We start from the raw sequence: 14,720 nt of genomic DNA, 5'->3' as shown, positions 1-14,720 counted from the left end.
CTCTCCGGAAAACCGTTGTTGACGACAGGGCACCGCACCGCTGTGCGATGCCCTGATCCTGATCGAACTACTGGTTATCCTTGCTCTGCTTCATGATCTCCTGGGCGGAGAAGTTGATCCCGCAGGTGGGGAAGGAATTGCCGACGAAGAAGTTATCGGACTCGGCCTGGAAGTAATCCTGGCCTTCCTTGAAGTTCGGATCTTCGACGATGGCCAACGGCAGCTTCACCGACTGCGGCACCACCTGGCCCTCGAGTGCTGCGATCGCCGTCTTGATGGCGACGGCCACTTGCGCGGGTCCGGTTCCGGCCGACGAGCATTTCAGGCCGTCGCCGGCATGGGCCGCACAGAACTTGCGAAACCCGTTTTCGGTTTCACCGCCGAACGGCACGAAGGGATGCTTGGCGTCGATCATCGCCTGGACGATGCCGGTATCGCCACCCTGGCCGGTAACACCGTCGAACGGGCCGCTGGTTGCAATCGCGTCCGCCGTCACCTTCTGGGCGACGCCATCGTCCCATTTGCCCATGACCTCGACAACCTCGAACTTCTTGCCCGACGCCTGGAGCTTTTCATGGATGCCGTCGTGCCTGTCGGTATCGACAGACGTACCGGCCACACCGCGCACCTCAAGCACCTTGCCGCCATCAGGCAGATGCTTGACGAGCCAGTCGCCCCACAGTTGCCCGAGCCCCTTCTGGTCGACATTGACGTTGATGGCGTCCTCGGTGTCGAGGATGTTGTCGAAGGCAACCAGCACGACGCCAGCTTCCTTCGCCCGCTTGATAACCGGCGCAAATGCCGTCGGATTCTGGGCGTTGACGACGATCGCGTCATAGCCGGAGTCGATGAAGTTGTTGATCGCCGAGATCTGGGCCGGCACATCCTCGCCCGTCGAAACGACCTTGAACTCCTTCAGCTTGGCTGCGACGTCAGGCTGAGCGGCATAGGCCTTGGCGGTCTGCACCATCTGGATACGCCATGTGTTGGCGATATAGCCGTTGGCAAGTGCAACCCGATACGGGCCGTCCTTTTTTGGGAACTTGAAGAACTTGGTGTCCGCCGACCACGGCGCGAAACATTCCGGCTCGGCCGCGGGGCCCGAGACGATTTCCGGATCTGCATAGGCGGCAGACCCCAGCATGAAAAAGGCAGTGGCGGCAACGATGCCGCCAGCGAGTGACTTCACCATCGACATTTCCTCCCATTGGCGCGCCACTTGTTTTGTTCTCCGGCCCGGGGCGGAAATCCTTCCCCGAACGGCACGAACTTCTGCGGCACCGGCACGCTGGATGCCTGCTTTCACCCTTGACGAGGCGCCCTGGTCTCCTCCCGAAAACACCGCTGTCTCTTAATTAGGTAGCGCTACCACATACGATTGTAAAGTAACATTTGTGGATTACGGAGATGCCAATATCCCGGATTTCGGATCACTTTCGGCGTCATTTCGACGTTCCAGCAGGAAGGCTATTCCCTTCCGCAATGATAGCGCTATCATGTCGTCACACCCAGAATACGTTCTTTGCCGCATGAGGGAGGCCCATGGCTGAGGATTTCGAGATCGTCGATCCGCGCTTTGCGCGGCTGGTCAACCACAGCGCCCGGGTGGAGCAGCTTTATACGGGGTGTCGCTGGGCCGAGGGGCCGGCCTATTTCGCGGCCGGGCGTTATCTCGTCTGGTCGGACATCCCCAATGACCGGATGCTGCGCTATGACGAGACCGACGGGCATGTGAGCATCTTCCGGCAGCCGTCGAACTTTTCAAACGGCAACACCACCGACCGGCAGGGCCGCCTGGTGACCTGCGAGCACGGCGGCCGCCGAGTGACCCGTACGAACCATGACGGCAGCATCACAGCCATTGCCGATCGCTGGAGCGGCAAGCGCCTCAACTCGCCGAACGATGTCGTCGTGCGGTCCGACGGGTCGACCTGGTTTACCGATCCTGCCTACGGCATCGAGAGCGACTACGAGGGCCACAAGGCCGAAAGCGAAATCGGCGCCTGCCATGTCTACCGGGTCGACCCGGCGACGGGCGCAGTCGCCGCGGTCATTACCGACATGGTGCGGCCGAACGGCCTCGCCTTCTCCCTTGACGAAAGACAGCTCTACGTCGTCGACACCGGCCGGACGCATGGCCCTGATCTTCCGGCGCACATGCGTGTCTTCGATGTGGATGAAGCGGGCGCGGTGTCGGGCGGCGAGGTCTTTGCCGAGTGCACCGCCGGCCTGTTTGACGGCTTCCGCCTGGATGACGAGGGCCGGATCTGGACGAGTGCCCGTGACGGCATCCACTGCTATCACCCAGACGGCACCCTGCTCGGCAAGATAAGAGTGCCGGAGAACACCGCCAACTGCGTGTTCGGCGGCCCCAAGCGAAACATCCTCTACATCTGCGCGACCAGTTCGCTTTATGCCGTTCGGCTGATGGTCAACGGCGCACGCCTCTACTGAGGCAGGAGGTCAGTCATGCCGTTCGTGCGGATCACCATCGTGCGTGAGGTCATTGCCGACGATCCCTCGGCCAAGAAGGCTGCAATCGGCAGCAAGGTCACAGCCGCGATTGCCGAGGCGACTGGCCTTCCCGAGCGTGAAATTTCAGTCGTCTTCGATGAGGTGGACGCAAGGAACTGGTATGTCGGCAGTACCGATGTCGAGACCTTGCGCTCGCACAACCGACAGGGGTCGACGTGACGGACGACATCGCTTCCCGAGAACAGAGCCGCAAGGCAAGCCGGCGCGGCAGTGGCAGGCCGACGATTGCGGACGTTGCAAAACTGGCCGGCGTCGCAGCGATCACTGTCTCGCGCGCGCTGCGCGACCCATCGCTCGTTTCGGCCGAACTGCGCGCTGAGATCGATACGGCGGTGATCCAGCTCGGCTATGCGCCCGACCCCAATGCGCGCGCGCTCGCGTCGGCGCGAGCCGACGTGATCGGCGTTCTCGTGCCGTCGCTGACGAACATCGTTTTTGCCGACACCCTGCGCGGCATCTACGACGGGCTCGGCGACGGTCCGCTGCAGATCCAGATGGGCAACACCCATTATTCTCCGCGGGAAGAGGAGCGGTTGATCCGCATGTTTCTGAGCCAGCGGCCATCGGCGATGATCGTGTCGGGCATCGACCAGACCGAGACGACCCGCAAACTGCTCGAGAGCGCGGATTGCCCGATCGTGCAGATTATGGAGTATGGCGACGGACCGGTCGACATGCTCGTCGGGTTCTCGCACTTCGATGGCGGCAAGGTGGCGACGAACCATCTGATCGAAGCGGGATACCGCCGCATCGGTTTCATCGGCGCGCGAATGGATCCACGCTCGCAGCGCCGTCTTGCCGGTTACCGCTCAGCGCTGGAGGCCGTACAGCTTTTTGATCCCAAGCTGATAACCACCACGTTGACGCCGTCACGGGTCTCGCTCGGCGGCCAGCTCCTGGCAGACGCACTGGCAAAGGTCGCCGATCTTGATGCCGTCTTCTGCAACAATGACGATTTGGCCATGGGCGTACTGTTCGAATGCCAAAGGGCAGGCATCGCCGTGCCGCACCGCATGGCAATTTGCGGCTTCAACGACCTCGACATGATGCAAGTCGCCTACCCGTCGCTCACCAGCATACGCACGCCGCGCTATGAAATCGGCCGGCAGGCCGTGCAGATGGTGCTGGATCGGCTGGCCGGCCGGCCAATCGCATCGCCAATCGTCGACCTGGGCTTCGAGCTCAAGATCCGCGAAAGTACGATGCGATGAAACGCCACCTGGTCAAGGACCGGCGGCAGCGCACAATGCGGTTGATACGTCACGCGATCTTCATGACGCAGCAGACACCTCGCGCAGCCACTCAATGAACAGCCGCCCGCTCTCTTTTTTCGGCCTCCTCGTCGGCACCACAACAAAATACGCGGCCCTGGTGCGGATGGATGCTTCGGTCAGGCGGACCAAACGCGTTTGCTCAACAAGGTCGGAGACCAGGCGGCTCCAACCGAGCGCAATGCCTTGACCGTTCATCGCGGCATAGATGGCCTCGGTGTAGAAGCTGCATCGCAGGCCACGGGACTTTTTCGGCGCCTTCACGGAAAACGCCGCAAGCCATTCGTCCCATCCTGTCCATGTCGGGTCTTCAATATCACTTGATATCAGCGGATGACCGACGAGATCTTGCGGCGTCCCGATTGGTCCGGCCGTAAGCAAATAGTCTGAGCTGCAGATCGGAAAGACTTCATCCTCGAACAACAGCTCCGCCTGACCGTCCGACCAGGTGCCGGTTCCGTAGCGGATCGCCAGGTCCACATCGCTGGCCTCCAAACTCGTCCGGGCATCCTGCGTGATAATGCGAAGTTTGATTTCAGGATGGGCGCGCGAAAAAGCAGCGATCCTTGGCAGCAGCCAGAAGTGCGAGAAGGAGATGGTCGCCGAAATCGCCAATTCGTCGTCCGGCTCCTCGGATCGGAGGTCGGCCACGGTGTCGGCAATGAGGTTGAATGCGTCACCCGCCGCTGCTGACAGCAGTCTGCCCTTCTCCGTCAGCTCGATCTTGCGGTGGAGGCGCCGAAACAGGGGGAAACCGAAATCCTCTTCCAGCAAATGGATCTGCCGGCTAATGGCCGCCTGGGTCACGCCGAGCTCAGTCGCTGCGCGTGTGAAGCTCGACAGACGTGCCGCTGCCTCAAAGGCCGTCAAGGCGGTAAGCGGCGGCAATTTCTTCCTCAGGTTCACCATCTTGTTTCCATTACATCTGGTAATGTCAAACGTGCATATTTGTGCCGTTGAGCGACTAAAAAAACTGAGAGATCCTGCCTTTCAGCCCGTCGCCCATTCGACCGGAACATAAGGTGGAATTATGCTGCAGACATTTGCTTCTCCCATATCGGCCCTGCTCGACGCAAGAGCCGAAGGACATTCGCTTCCGGCCGGCCTCTACACGCGGGAGGATGTATTCGAAGCCGATCTCGAGGTGTTCTTCCGGCACCACTGGATCTGTATCGGCCTTGAATGCGATGTGCCGGAGGCCGGCGATGCAACGGTTGTCGATATCGGCAAGACGAGCCTCATTCTTCTGCGCGACGACGATGGCGAGATCCGCGTCATGCACAATGTCTGTCGGCATCGGGGTGCGCGTCTGCTCGATCCCGGAAAAACGATCGTCTCGAAGCTCGTCTGTCCCTATCACACCTGGACTTACGAACTGACGGGCGAGCTGAGCTATGCCCCCCACATGGGCAAGGGCTTCGACAAGGAATGCCGCAGCCTCAAACCGGTAAGCTTCAAATCCGTCGGCGGCCTGATCTATGTCTGCCTATCAGACAATCCGCCTGAGGACGTCGACCGCCTCGTCGAAGTGATGGCAGACCGCCTTGCGCCCTACGACATCAGAAATGCCAAGGTCGCTTACGAAGCCGATGTGATCGAGAAGGGTAACTGGAAGCTCACCATCGAGAACAATCGTGAATGCTACCATTGTTCCGCCAATCATCCCGAACTCTGCGTCTCCTTTGTCGATCTCGATTTCGGCTTCGACCCGGACGCACTGAGCCCGGAAGACCGCGCCCAGGCCGAAGAGCATTTTGCGCTTTATGAGGAACGCACGAAGCGATGGGAGGCTGACGGTTATCCGTCCGCGGCGGTCGAGCAGCTGGTGGATTGCACGACGAATTTCCGCACACAGCGTCTGATCATTTCCGGCGCCGGTGAAAGCCAGACCCCCGATGCAACCGCGGCCTCGGCAAAGCTGCTTGGCACCATGTCACGCAAAGATCTCGGTGACATGCACCTCTGGGGCCACAACAGCTGGAACCACTTCATGGGCGATCATGCGGTCGTCTCGATCGTCATACCGCTCTCCGCCGACAAGACTCTCGTGAGGACAAAATGGCTCGTGCACAAGGACGCTGCGGAAGGCGTCGACTATGACCTCGAGAAGCTGACCAACGTCTGGATCGCCACGACCGATCAGGACGCGGAGCTCGTCGCCCGTTCGCACGCTGGCGTCGAGGATCCGGCCTACGTTCCTGGCCCCTACTCACCCTTCTCCGAAACCAACCTCGACAAGTTCGCGTCGTGGTACATCGACCGGATGCGCGCCCATGGATACTAAGACCACTTTTTCTCCGGCAGAACGCCCTGAGCTTGTGGACCTGTGGAACAGCGACACGGATGAAGATCTGGTCTGCGTCGACGTCCATCAGGAAACGCATGACGTAAAGACCTTCACCTTTGCGTCCACGCAGGGAAAGCGTTTTGCCTTCGAGGCTGGCCAATACTTCCTGTTCGACCTCGATGTCGACGGGGAACCGGAAAGCCGCTGCTACAGCATCTCGTCGTCGCCGAAGCGCAGGAATGCGTTCTCGGTTACGGTCAAACGCGTGACCGGCGGCAAGATCTCGAACTGGTTTCACGACAACCTCACCGTCAACGCCAAAGTCAAGGCGAACGGTCCCCTCGGTCAATTCACCCGTCCGAACGCGAGGAAGTATCTGTTTCTGTCCGCCGGATCAGGAATTACACCGGTCATGGCGATGGTTCGCGAGCTCGCAGACACCTGCGAGCCCGCCGACGTCGTCTTCATGCATGCCGCGCGAACGCCGAAGGACCTGATTTTCCGCAACGAACTCGCCAATCTCGCCGATCGGGTCAAAGGTCTTCGCCTGCAGTTCCTGCCGGAAGCTGTTTCCGGTGAAACCAATTGGCCCGGACTGACCGGGCGCATTTCGGCGGCATACATGAAGCTTGCCGTGCCCGATATCGCCGAGCGCGTCGTGATGTGTTGCGGTCCGTCGCCGTTCATGGCCGCAGGGCGCGCGATCGCTGGCGAACTGGGCGTTTCCCCGTCGAACTACATCGAAGAGAGCTTTGATGCCGCCGCTATCGACGACGCTGATGTTGCCGTTGTCGAACAGCCGGCGACCCGGACGTTCCAGGTCGAGTTTTCCAAGCAGGCCCGAAAGATCGAAGTTGCGGGAGAGCAGACCGTTCTTGCCTGTGCGAAGAAGGCCGGCGTGAAGCTTCCGTCATCCTGTTCGAACGGTGTGTGCGGGACGTGCAAGTCCAAGCTCGTATCCGGCTCGGTCGAGATGAGCCACAATGGCGGCATCCGGCAGCGAGAAATCGACGCCGGGCTCTTCCTGCCCTGCTGTTCGAAGCCGCTAAGCGATCTTGTCATCGACCGCTAGGCGGTCGACAGATTACTCCCGGCCCAGCCACTGCTGGGTCGGGATATTTCATGGGCGGAGCGCACCACTTTTCTTCGGGGCCATGTGTCGTCCGTGACGCCGGGGTTGAGGCAGTCATGGAACTCCAGACCAAGCACCCTGAGGCGTGCGCCCGGCCCCTCCCTGGAAACGCTCAGTACAGAACGACCGAGCGGATGCTTTCGCCCGAATGCATCAGCTCGAAGCCCTTGTTGATGTCTTCGAGGGCCAAGGTGTGGGTGATCATCGGGTCGATCTCGATCTTGCCCTCCATGTACCAGTCGACAATCTTCGGCACGTCGGTGCGGCCGCGGGCGCCACCGAAGGCCGTGCCCATCCAGCTGCGGCCGGTGACCAGCTGGAACGGACGCGTGGAGATCTCCGGGCCGGCGCCGGCAACGCCGATGACCACCGACTTGCCCCAGCCGCGATGCGAGGCTTCGAGTGCCTGGCGCATCACCTTGGTGTTGCCGGTGCAGTCAAAGGTGTAGTCGGCGCCGCCGATCTGGTCGGCTCCGCGCTTCGTCATGTTGACGAGGTAGGGCACGATGTCGTCGCCGACCTCCTTCGGGTTGACGAAGTGGGTCATGCCGAAGCGTTCGCCCCAGGCCTTCTTGTCGTTGTTGAGATCGACGCCGATGATCATGTCGGCACCGGCAAGGCGCAGGCCCTGGATGACGTTGAGGCCGATGCCGCCGAGACCGAAGACGATCGCGGTTGCGCCCATCTCGACTTGTGCGGTGTTGATGACCGCGCCGATGCCGGTCGTCACGCCACAGCCGATGTAGCAGATCTTGTCGAAGGGCGCGTCCGGGTTGACCTTGGCAACCGCGATCTCCGGCAGCACCGTGTAGTTGGCGAAGGTCGAGCAGCCCATGTAGTGGTGGATCTTGTCCTTGCCGATCGAGAAGCGCGAGGTGCCGTCGGGCATCAGGCCTTGTCCTTGCGTCGAGCGGATCGCGGTGCAGAGATTGGTCTTGCGCGACAGGCAGGACGGGCACGAGCGGCACTCGGGCGTATAGAGCGGAATGACGTGGTCGCCCTTCTTCACCGAGGTGACGCCGGGGCCGACGTCGACGACGATGCCGGCGCCCTCATGGCCGAGGATCGCCGGGAACAGGCCTTCCGGGTCAGCACCCGACAGGGTGAAGTCGTCGGTGTGGCAGATGCCGGTCGCCTTGACCTCGATCAGCACTTCGCCGGCCCGCGGGCCTTCAAGCTGAACCGTCATGACCTCGAGCGGCTTGCCTGCCTGAACGGCAACGGCGGCGCGTACATCCATCTATTTTCTCCTTGGACTGAAATGAGTTCGGGCCGCCAGGGCGGCGGCCCTACGTGGAATCGCAATAGGTTATCGAATGTTCTGTTGAACGCGATTGAGTTCCATCTCAAGAGCGGCAATGGCCTTGCCCGTCTGTTCGTGCAACTTCTTGACCTGCGCAAGCTGCTCGCGCAACCCGTCGCTCTTGTCCTCGTCAGCATCGGCATCCGGCGCGCGACCGAGGCCTGCAATCAGCCAGGCCGGCGTGACACCCAGCACGCCTGCCAGCATGAAAAGACGGTTGGTCCTCGGCTCGGCGCGATCGCGCTCCCAGGCGGCGACCGTTTCGGTGCGAACACCGAGCTGGTCGGCAAGTTCCTTGGCGCTGAGATTGGCGGCGTCGCGCGCCCTCCAGATGCGTCCTCCCAGCGTATCACCGTCGCCGGTGTCGCGTAGGCGGGCAATCATCGTTTCGGTGGACAAGCGCATGGACATCTCCTTTGCCACGGTTACGTTCAAAGGTCCCGGAGGACCGGCTGGGTGCCGACTTCGTTTCCGGGGCTGCAGATGAAGCGAGCTTATAGGCATTTGGTCGCGAACGGACCACCCCGAAGCGTCAAAAACACCGTCAATTGCGGCTAAGCTGCCAATACACTCTTGATGGTCGCCTTTCTGGCGTTGAAAACCACGGCTCAGCGACTAATCTGCGGCCGCCAACTGGAGCCTGCCCATGACTGACGTCCGCACCACGGCGAGCGCCCCTGCCAATACGGTGATGCAGGGCGTCGCGATCATGCTGTTTGCCATGGTCATCCTGCCCGGCATGGATGTGATTGCCAAGTATCTGGCGGTCTATGAGGGCATGTCACCGGGGCAGGTGACATTCTACCGGTTCTTCTTCCAGCTAGTGGCGACCTTACCCATGCTCTTGAGCGCCGGCGGCTTGCAGGCGCTGAAGGCGAAGCGACCCTTCGCCAATCTTCTGCGTGGAATGCTGCTGGCGATCGCCGCCTTGTTCTTCTTCATCTCGGTGAAGTACATGCCGCTCGCCGATGCCTTTGCCATCTATTTCGTCGAGCCGTTCATCCTGACCTGCCTGTCGGCACTCATTCTCAAGGAGAAGGTCGGCTGGCGGCGGTGGCTTGCAATCGTGGTTGGTTTCGGCGGGGCGATGATCGTCATCCAGCCGAGCTTTGTCGCTTTCGGTGCAACGGCGCTGCTGCCGGTTGCCTGCGCCTTTGTCTTTGCCTGCTATCTGCTGCTCAACCGGGCAGTCGGCACCGGCGACACACCGTTGACGATGCAGACGGTTGCCGGTATCGGCGGCACGTTGACGATGGCGCTGATCATTCTCATCGGCAATGGCATGGGCGTTGCCGACTTTGCGCCGTCGCTGCCGAAGACGGCGCTCGGATGGGGGCTCGTGGTCGTGCTCGGCGCGCTCTCGGGCTATGGCCACCTATTGGTCGTCAAAGCCTTTCGGGCGGCACCGGTTTCGCTGCTGGCACCATTCCATTACTTCGAGATCGTCACGGCAACGGCGCTCGGCTACCTGATCTTTTCCGACTTCCCGTCGATATCCAAATGGCTCGGCATCGCCATCATCGTTGGTTCCGGCCTGTTCATCATCTGGCGCGAGCGTGTGGCCGGACGGCGGGCGGCAAACTGAACCGCGTCAGGCCGCGTCGTTTCTGGTCGGGCCGAAGACCGTCTCGAAGGCTTCGCGCAGGCGAATGTCGACATCCGGCATCATGACCGGCAGGCCGAGATCGACGAGGCTCGTGACCCCGTAGCCGCGAATGCCGCAGGGCACGATGCCGCCGAAGTGGTCAAGATCCGGATCGACGTTCAGGGCAAAGCCATGGAAGCTGACCCACTTGCGCAGGCGAATACCGATCGCGGCAATCTTGTCTTCCGACATCGAGCCGTCGGGCAGGGTGGGTTTCTCCGGGCGACGGACCCAGACCCCAACTCGATCTTCGCGCCGTTCACCCCGGACATTCATCGAATCGAGCGTGGAGATCACGACGCTTTCCAGCGCGGCGACGAAGGCACGCACATCCTGCTTGCGGCGCTTGAGGTCAAGCATGACATAGACGACGCGCTGGCCGGGCCCGTGATAGGTGTATTCGCCGCCACGCCCGGTCGAAAAGACGGGAAAGCGGTCGGGCATGACGAGGTCGGCCGCGTCGGCGCTGGTGCCTGCGGTATAGAGCGGTGGGTGTTCGACCAGCCAGACGAGTTCGTCCGCGGTGCCGGCCGCAATCGCGGCCGCTTCCCGCTCCATCAGTTCGACGGCCTGTTGATAGTCCACGAGGTCAGTCGCGATCCGCCAGCGCACCGGTGGCGATTCCACGGGGGCAAACATCTCCTGATTCAGATCTTCACGCTGCATTCGCTTGGCATTCCTGTTATTTCAGAGCCTGTAAATGGGATGGCGCGCGACAAGAGTCCAGCGTTTCCAGGGCTTCCCGAACGGCCAGTTGAAATAGTTTCACTTCCCGTCAAATTTCTGTCGTCATCCCCTTGTGCCCCCAAAAGGCTTTTGCTACATGCAGCCCCGTCGACGCAAGTCGGCCCTACCACGATGCGGTCGTGGCGGAATTGGTAGACGCGCAGCGTTGAGGTCGCTGTGGGGCAACCCGTGGAAGTTCGAGTCTTCTCGACCGCACCAAAAAAACCCGGCTTCGGCCGGGTTTTTTGTTTTTAAACCTACCCTTAGCGAAACCACCGCGTGCCCGTGATCCTGTCTCGGACAGAGTCCATCCGTCGCTGAACGGCGGACTGGACCGTGTGTTGCAAGTTGTCCACTGCTTCCCTGCCGGCACCTCATTCATCCCCTTGTGTACCCCCGGGGCTTTTGCTACATGCAGCCCCGCCGGCGCAAATCGGCACCTACCACGATGCGGTCGTGGCGGAATTGGTAGACGCGCAGCGTTGAGGTCGCTGTGGGGCAACCCGTGGAAGTTCGAGTCTTCTCGACCGCACCAAAAAAAACCCGGCTTCGGCCGGGTTTTTTGTTTCTAATCATCCGCTTATTTCGAAGTGTGCGTCAGCGCCGAATGTAAGGGAAGGCCCTGCGCGATCGTAGGCCGCAAGCCTGTGACGCCGGTGTCAGGAGCGCTGAAGGCAGCGTCAGTTGTTGCCTGCCGGCCCGCTCTGGTCCGTGCGGCGGCGGACAAGCTTGTAGCTGTGATCGGGTTGAACCTCATAGGTTTCGTAGACCATCTGGCCGTCGTGCATGAAACGGTTCTGAACCATCGTGCCGGGCTCGGCGACCGTCTTTCGCTTGGCGGCGTTCTCGCCGTAGGTCAGGCTTTCGGGCAGGGGTTCGAGATTTTGTTGCGCGCTGTTGCAGCCGGCGAGGGCGAGCAGGGCGATCACGGCAAGCGTTTTGGATTTCATGGTTTGGTCCTTGGTGAATTGCGAATAGTCTGAAGTTGCGGGCAGGGTTGTTTGTCCTAGCCGCGCATGTCTCGTGTCAGCTTCTCGAATTTCTTGACGGCTCGGTCGCGTTTCAGGCGCGAGAGGCGCTGTGTCCAGAAGATGCCGTCGAGCTGGTCGATTTCGTGCTGCAGGCAGACGGCCATCAGGCCTTTGGCCTCCTCTTCCATCATCTCGCCGAGAAGTGTCTGATAACGCACACGGATGGCATTCGGCCGCTCGACGTCTTCCGAAATGCCCGGCATCGATACGCTGCCTTCGGCGTGCTTTGCCAGTTGGTCAGAGCGCTGCAGCACTTCCGGATTGACGAATATCCTGATGCCGCTTTGCCGATCGAGCTCGATGACGGTTACGCGTTGCAGGATACCGATATGCGGTGCCGTAATGCCGATGCCGGGTGCTGCCCGCATCGTGTCCAGAAGATCTGTCGTCAGTGCTTCCAGCCCCGGATCGAAATGGGTGACCGGCTGCGCCTTCTCGTTCAGTAACGGATTGGGAAAGCGGATGATGGGGCGGATGGCCATCAGATCTCCTTGGCTTGACCGATCGAAAGCGGTGCGCCCGCGCTTTCGTCGGCAGAGGTCGCTGTGACATGTCGAGTTCTTGCTTCGTCAAGGAGGTCGATTCCGACCTGAAGCGCTAGGCGGAAGTGCTAGCCGATCGCGCGGTCGATGTCGACTGTGTTGAGAAGCAGTCGAATTTTCATGTATTTGCAACAGCTTGAATTAATCTGTTGTCGCAGCGCGTTGGCGCACATCTGGGCTGTGGACCTCGGCGGGGCTTTGCGCTAGCAGGGCTATGAGCCCACCGAGATCCGGCGCACGGCCGCGCACGAGGGCCAACGCACGTCAGCAACGCATTCTTTCCGGTTCGCGCGGTGGACGACCGGAAAGCGACAATCGTTTCGAGGGCGCCCATGAGCAATATTGGGGACGACGACCGCGGTTCCGAAGACGTCAAGACCTTTGACGGCGCCGACATCTATGCCGACGACGGCTCGGTCCGCTCCGATTTTCTCATGCATGTCGGCGCGGCGATCGCCGATCGCGACACGATTTACCTGCGCCAGCACGTCGCCGGCCTGCATTCCTCCGAAATGGGCGACCTGCTGGAGGCCATCCAGCCGGAGCAGCGTCTGGCGTTGGTCTCGCTTCTCGGCAAGGAGTTCGACCTTTCGTCGCTGACCGAGGTCGACGAGGCGATCCGCCTCGACATCGTCGAGCACCTGCCGAACGAACAGATCGCCGAAGCCATCGGAGAGATGGATTCGGACGACGCGGTCTACATTCTGGAAGACCTCGACCAGGAAGATCAGGACGAGATCCTGGCGAAACTTCCCTTCACCGAGCGCGTCCGTCTGCGCCGCTCGCTTGATTATCCCGAAAGCACCGCCGGCCGGCGCATGCAGACTGAATTCGTGGCGGTGCCGCCGTTCTGGACGGTCGGCCAGACGATCGACTACATGCGCGAAGACGAGGATCTGCCGGAGAGCTTCACGCAGATCTTCGTGATCGATCCGACCTTCAAGCTGCTTGGGGCCATGGATCTCGACCGGATTCTCAGGACCAAGCGCTCGGTCAAGGTCGATGCGATCATGCACGACACAAGCCATGCCATTCCGGCCGAGATGGACCAGGAAGAGGCTGCCCAGCTGTTCGAGCAATACGACCTTCTCTCGGCCGCCGTGGTCGACGACAACGGCAGGCTCGTCGGGGTGCTTACCATCGATGACGTCGTTGACGTCATTCAGGAAGAGGCCGAGGAAGACTTGCTGCGCCTGAGCGGCGTTGGCGATGAGGAACTTTCGGACTCGGTGACGGAAGCCTCTCGCTCCCGCGTGCCGTGGCTGTTCATCAATTCGATGACGGCGTGCATGTCCGCCTCGGTCATCGGCCTGTTCGATGCGACCATCCAGCAGATCGTGGCCTTGGCCATCCTGATGCCGATCGTCGCCGGCATGGGCGGCAATGCCGGTTCGCAGACTATGACCGTTACCGTGCGCGCGCTTGCAACCCGTGGCCTCGACATTCACAACGCCCCGCGCATCATCCGGCGCGAAGCGGGCGTCGGGCTCCTGAACGGCATGATTTTCGGCACGCTGATCGGCCTGCTCGCCGGCCTCTGGTTCCAGGATCCGAACATCGGCGGCATCATCGCCACGGCCATGCTGATCAACATGATGGCTGCAGCGCTTGGCGGCATCCTCGTTCCGCTCTGCCTCGACCGCTTTGGCGCCGATCCGGCCGTGTCTTCCGCCGTCTTCGTGACGGCCATCACCGACATCACCGGCTTCTTCAGTTTTCTCGGCATCGCCACGTGGTGGTTCCACGTCACGTAGTGTCGCCGTCGTTGTTTGACTTTTACGTCAAGGTCAACGATAGTGAAGGCGCAGAAATCATGGAATGGCAGCGTGAATAAGTATTATAGCATTACCGAATTGACGCGGGAATTCGGCATTTCGACCCGAACGCTGCGGTTCTATGAGGACGAGGGCCTCATCCATCCCGAGCGCCGTGGTCGCACGCGACTGTTTCGGCCGGCCGACAGGCGCCTGATCCAGGAGATTTTGCGTGGCCGACGCATCGGTTTCACGATCGCCGAGATTCGCGAAATAATCCAGGTCTATAAGGACCCGCCCGGCGAGCTCGGCCAGTTGCAGCTGTTGATGTCGCGTGTCGAGGAAAAGCGCGAAGAGCTTCGCCAGAAGCGCAAGGATATCGACGATACGCTGACCGAGCTCGACAATGTCGAAGAGGCGTGTCTGACGCGCCTAGCGGAAATCGGTGTCGGTACCTGATACGTTTCAGTTGCTGGTAACGGAAGTCTTTGAAG

General features: G+C 61.0%; 15 protein-coding genes and 2 tRNA genes. 10 read left to right on the top strand and 7 right to left on the bottom strand.

Annotated features, from left to right (window positions below; all coding sequences use genetic code 11):
* Positions 1 to 67: 67 nt before the first annotated feature.
* Positions 68 to 1,192 (bottom strand): sugar ABC transporter substrate-binding protein, encoded by a 1,125-nt coding sequence (locus tag VGO04_RS10075; protein ID WP_327495807.1) that lies wholly within the window; start codon positions 1,190 to 1,192, stop codon positions 68 to 70.
* 350 nt (positions 1,193 to 1,542) lie between these two features.
* Between VGO04_RS10075 and VGO04_RS10070 the strand changes: the two genes are divergently transcribed.
* From VGO04_RS10070 to VGO04_RS10060, 3 genes are read left to right on the top strand one after another with little or no spacing between them, the layout of a single operon-like run.
* On the top strand, positions 1,543 to 2,454 hold the full coding sequence (locus VGO04_RS10070; RefSeq protein WP_327495806.1) for an SMP-30/gluconolactonase/LRE family protein: 912 nt from the start codon (positions 1,543 to 1,545) through the stop codon (positions 2,452 to 2,454).
* A 15-nt stretch (positions 2,455 to 2,469) separates the two neighbouring features.
* A complete protein-coding gene (locus VGO04_RS10065) occupies positions 2,470 to 2,694 on the top strand; it encodes a tautomerase family protein (RefSeq protein WP_327495805.1) in 225 nt (74 codons plus the stop codon).
* On the top strand, positions 2,691 to 3,746 hold the full coding sequence (locus VGO04_RS10060) for a LacI family DNA-binding transcriptional regulator (RefSeq protein ID WP_327495804.1): 1,056 nt from the start codon (positions 2,691 to 2,693) through the stop codon (positions 3,744 to 3,746). The genes VGO04_RS10065 and VGO04_RS10060 overlap by 4 nt, the downstream gene beginning before the upstream one ends.
* 60 nt (positions 3,747 to 3,806) lie before the next feature.
* Here the strand turns inward: VGO04_RS10060 and VGO04_RS10055 are convergent, their stop codons facing one another.
* Positions 3,807 to 4,715, bottom strand: a complete 909-nt coding sequence (locus tag VGO04_RS10055) for a LysR substrate-binding domain-containing protein (RefSeq protein WP_327495803.1) — start codon at positions 4,713 to 4,715, stop codon at positions 3,807 to 3,809.
* Positions 4,716 to 4,836: 121 nt separating this feature from the next.
* Here VGO04_RS10055 and VGO04_RS10050 point away from each other — a divergent pair, with 121 nt between their 5' ends.
* Both VGO04_RS10050 and VGO04_RS10045 read left to right on the top strand, forming a co-directional pair.
* Positions 4,837 to 6,090, top strand: coding sequence for an aromatic ring-hydroxylating dioxygenase subunit alpha (locus VGO04_RS10050; RefSeq protein ID WP_327495802.1), 1,254 nt, complete (start codon positions 4,837 to 4,839; stop codon positions 6,088 to 6,090).
* Complete coding sequence (locus VGO04_RS10045; protein WP_327495801.1) at positions 6,080 to 7,165, top strand: FAD-binding oxidoreductase; 1,086 nt, start codon at positions 6,080 to 6,082, stop codon at positions 7,163 to 7,165. Before VGO04_RS10050 ends, VGO04_RS10045 begins: the two co-directional genes overlap by 11 nt.
* A gap of 172 nt (positions 7,166 to 7,337) precedes the next feature.
* Here VGO04_RS10045 and VGO04_RS10040 read toward each other — a convergent pair whose 3' ends face one another.
* Together VGO04_RS10040 and VGO04_RS10035 are read right to left on the bottom strand one after the other, a co-directional pair.
* Complete coding sequence (locus tag VGO04_RS10040) at positions 7,338 to 8,465, bottom strand: S-(hydroxymethyl)glutathione dehydrogenase/class III alcohol dehydrogenase (protein ID WP_327495800.1); 1,128 nt, start codon at positions 8,463 to 8,465, stop codon at positions 7,338 to 7,340.
* Positions 8,466 to 8,534: 69 nt separating this feature from the next.
* A complete protein-coding gene (locus VGO04_RS10035) occupies positions 8,535 to 8,933 on the bottom strand; it encodes a helix-turn-helix domain-containing protein (protein WP_327495799.1) in 399 nt (132 codons plus the stop codon).
* A 241-nt stretch (positions 8,934 to 9,174) separates the two neighbouring features.
* Between VGO04_RS10035 and VGO04_RS10030 the strand changes: the two genes are divergently transcribed.
* On the top strand, positions 9,175 to 10,113 hold the full coding sequence (locus VGO04_RS10030) for a DMT family transporter (RefSeq protein ID WP_327495798.1): 939 nt from the start codon (positions 9,175 to 9,177) through the stop codon (positions 10,111 to 10,113).
* Between the two features lie 6 nt (positions 10,114 to 10,119).
* Here the strand turns inward: VGO04_RS10030 and lipB are convergent, their stop codons facing one another.
* Positions 10,120 to 10,839: a lipoyl(octanoyl) transferase LipB gene (gene lipB / locus VGO04_RS10025; RefSeq protein ID WP_327495797.1), complete on the bottom strand. Its 720-nt coding sequence runs from the start codon at positions 10,837 to 10,839 to the stop codon at positions 10,120 to 10,122.
* A gap of 194 nt (positions 10,840 to 11,033) precedes the next feature.
* Between lipB and VGO04_RS10020 the strand changes: the two genes are divergently transcribed.
* Positions 11,034 to 11,118: transfer RNA gene (locus tag VGO04_RS10020), tRNA-Leu, on the top strand.
* 231 nt (positions 11,119 to 11,349) lie between these two features.
* Positions 11,350 to 11,434 (top strand) — tRNA-Leu (locus tag VGO04_RS10015).
* 145 nt (positions 11,435 to 11,579) lie between these two features.
* Here VGO04_RS10015 and VGO04_RS10010 read toward each other — a convergent pair.
* Positions 11,580 to 11,849: a hypothetical protein gene (locus tag VGO04_RS10010; protein WP_327495796.1), complete on the bottom strand. Its 270-nt coding sequence runs from the start codon at positions 11,847 to 11,849 to the stop codon at positions 11,580 to 11,582.
* 56 nt (positions 11,850 to 11,905) lie between these two features.
* Positions 11,906 to 12,412 (bottom strand): peptide deformylase, encoded by a 507-nt coding sequence (locus tag VGO04_RS10005; RefSeq protein ID WP_327495795.1) that lies wholly within the window; start codon positions 12,410 to 12,412, stop codon positions 11,906 to 11,908.
* Between the two features lie 392 nt (positions 12,413 to 12,804).
* Here VGO04_RS10005 and mgtE point away from each other — a divergent pair, with 392 nt between their 5' ends.
* Both mgtE and VGO04_RS09995 read left to right on the top strand, forming a co-directional pair.
* Positions 12,805 to 14,226 (top strand): magnesium transporter, encoded by a 1,422-nt coding sequence (gene mgtE, locus VGO04_RS10000; RefSeq protein ID WP_327495794.1) that lies wholly within the window; start codon positions 12,805 to 12,807, stop codon positions 14,224 to 14,226.
* A gap of 72 nt (positions 14,227 to 14,298) precedes the next feature.
* Positions 14,299 to 14,685: a MerR family transcriptional regulator gene (locus VGO04_RS09995; RefSeq protein ID WP_104667153.1), complete on the top strand. Its 387-nt coding sequence runs from the start codon at positions 14,299 to 14,301 to the stop codon at positions 14,683 to 14,685.
* Positions 14,686 to 14,720: the final 35 nt, after the last annotated feature.

This window comes from Ensifer sp. (assembly GCF_035999185.1).
Classification (GTDB): Bacteria; Pseudomonadota; Alphaproteobacteria; order Rhizobiales; family Rhizobiaceae; genus Ensifer.
This window is presented reverse-complemented; position numbering and strand designations above follow the sequence as displayed.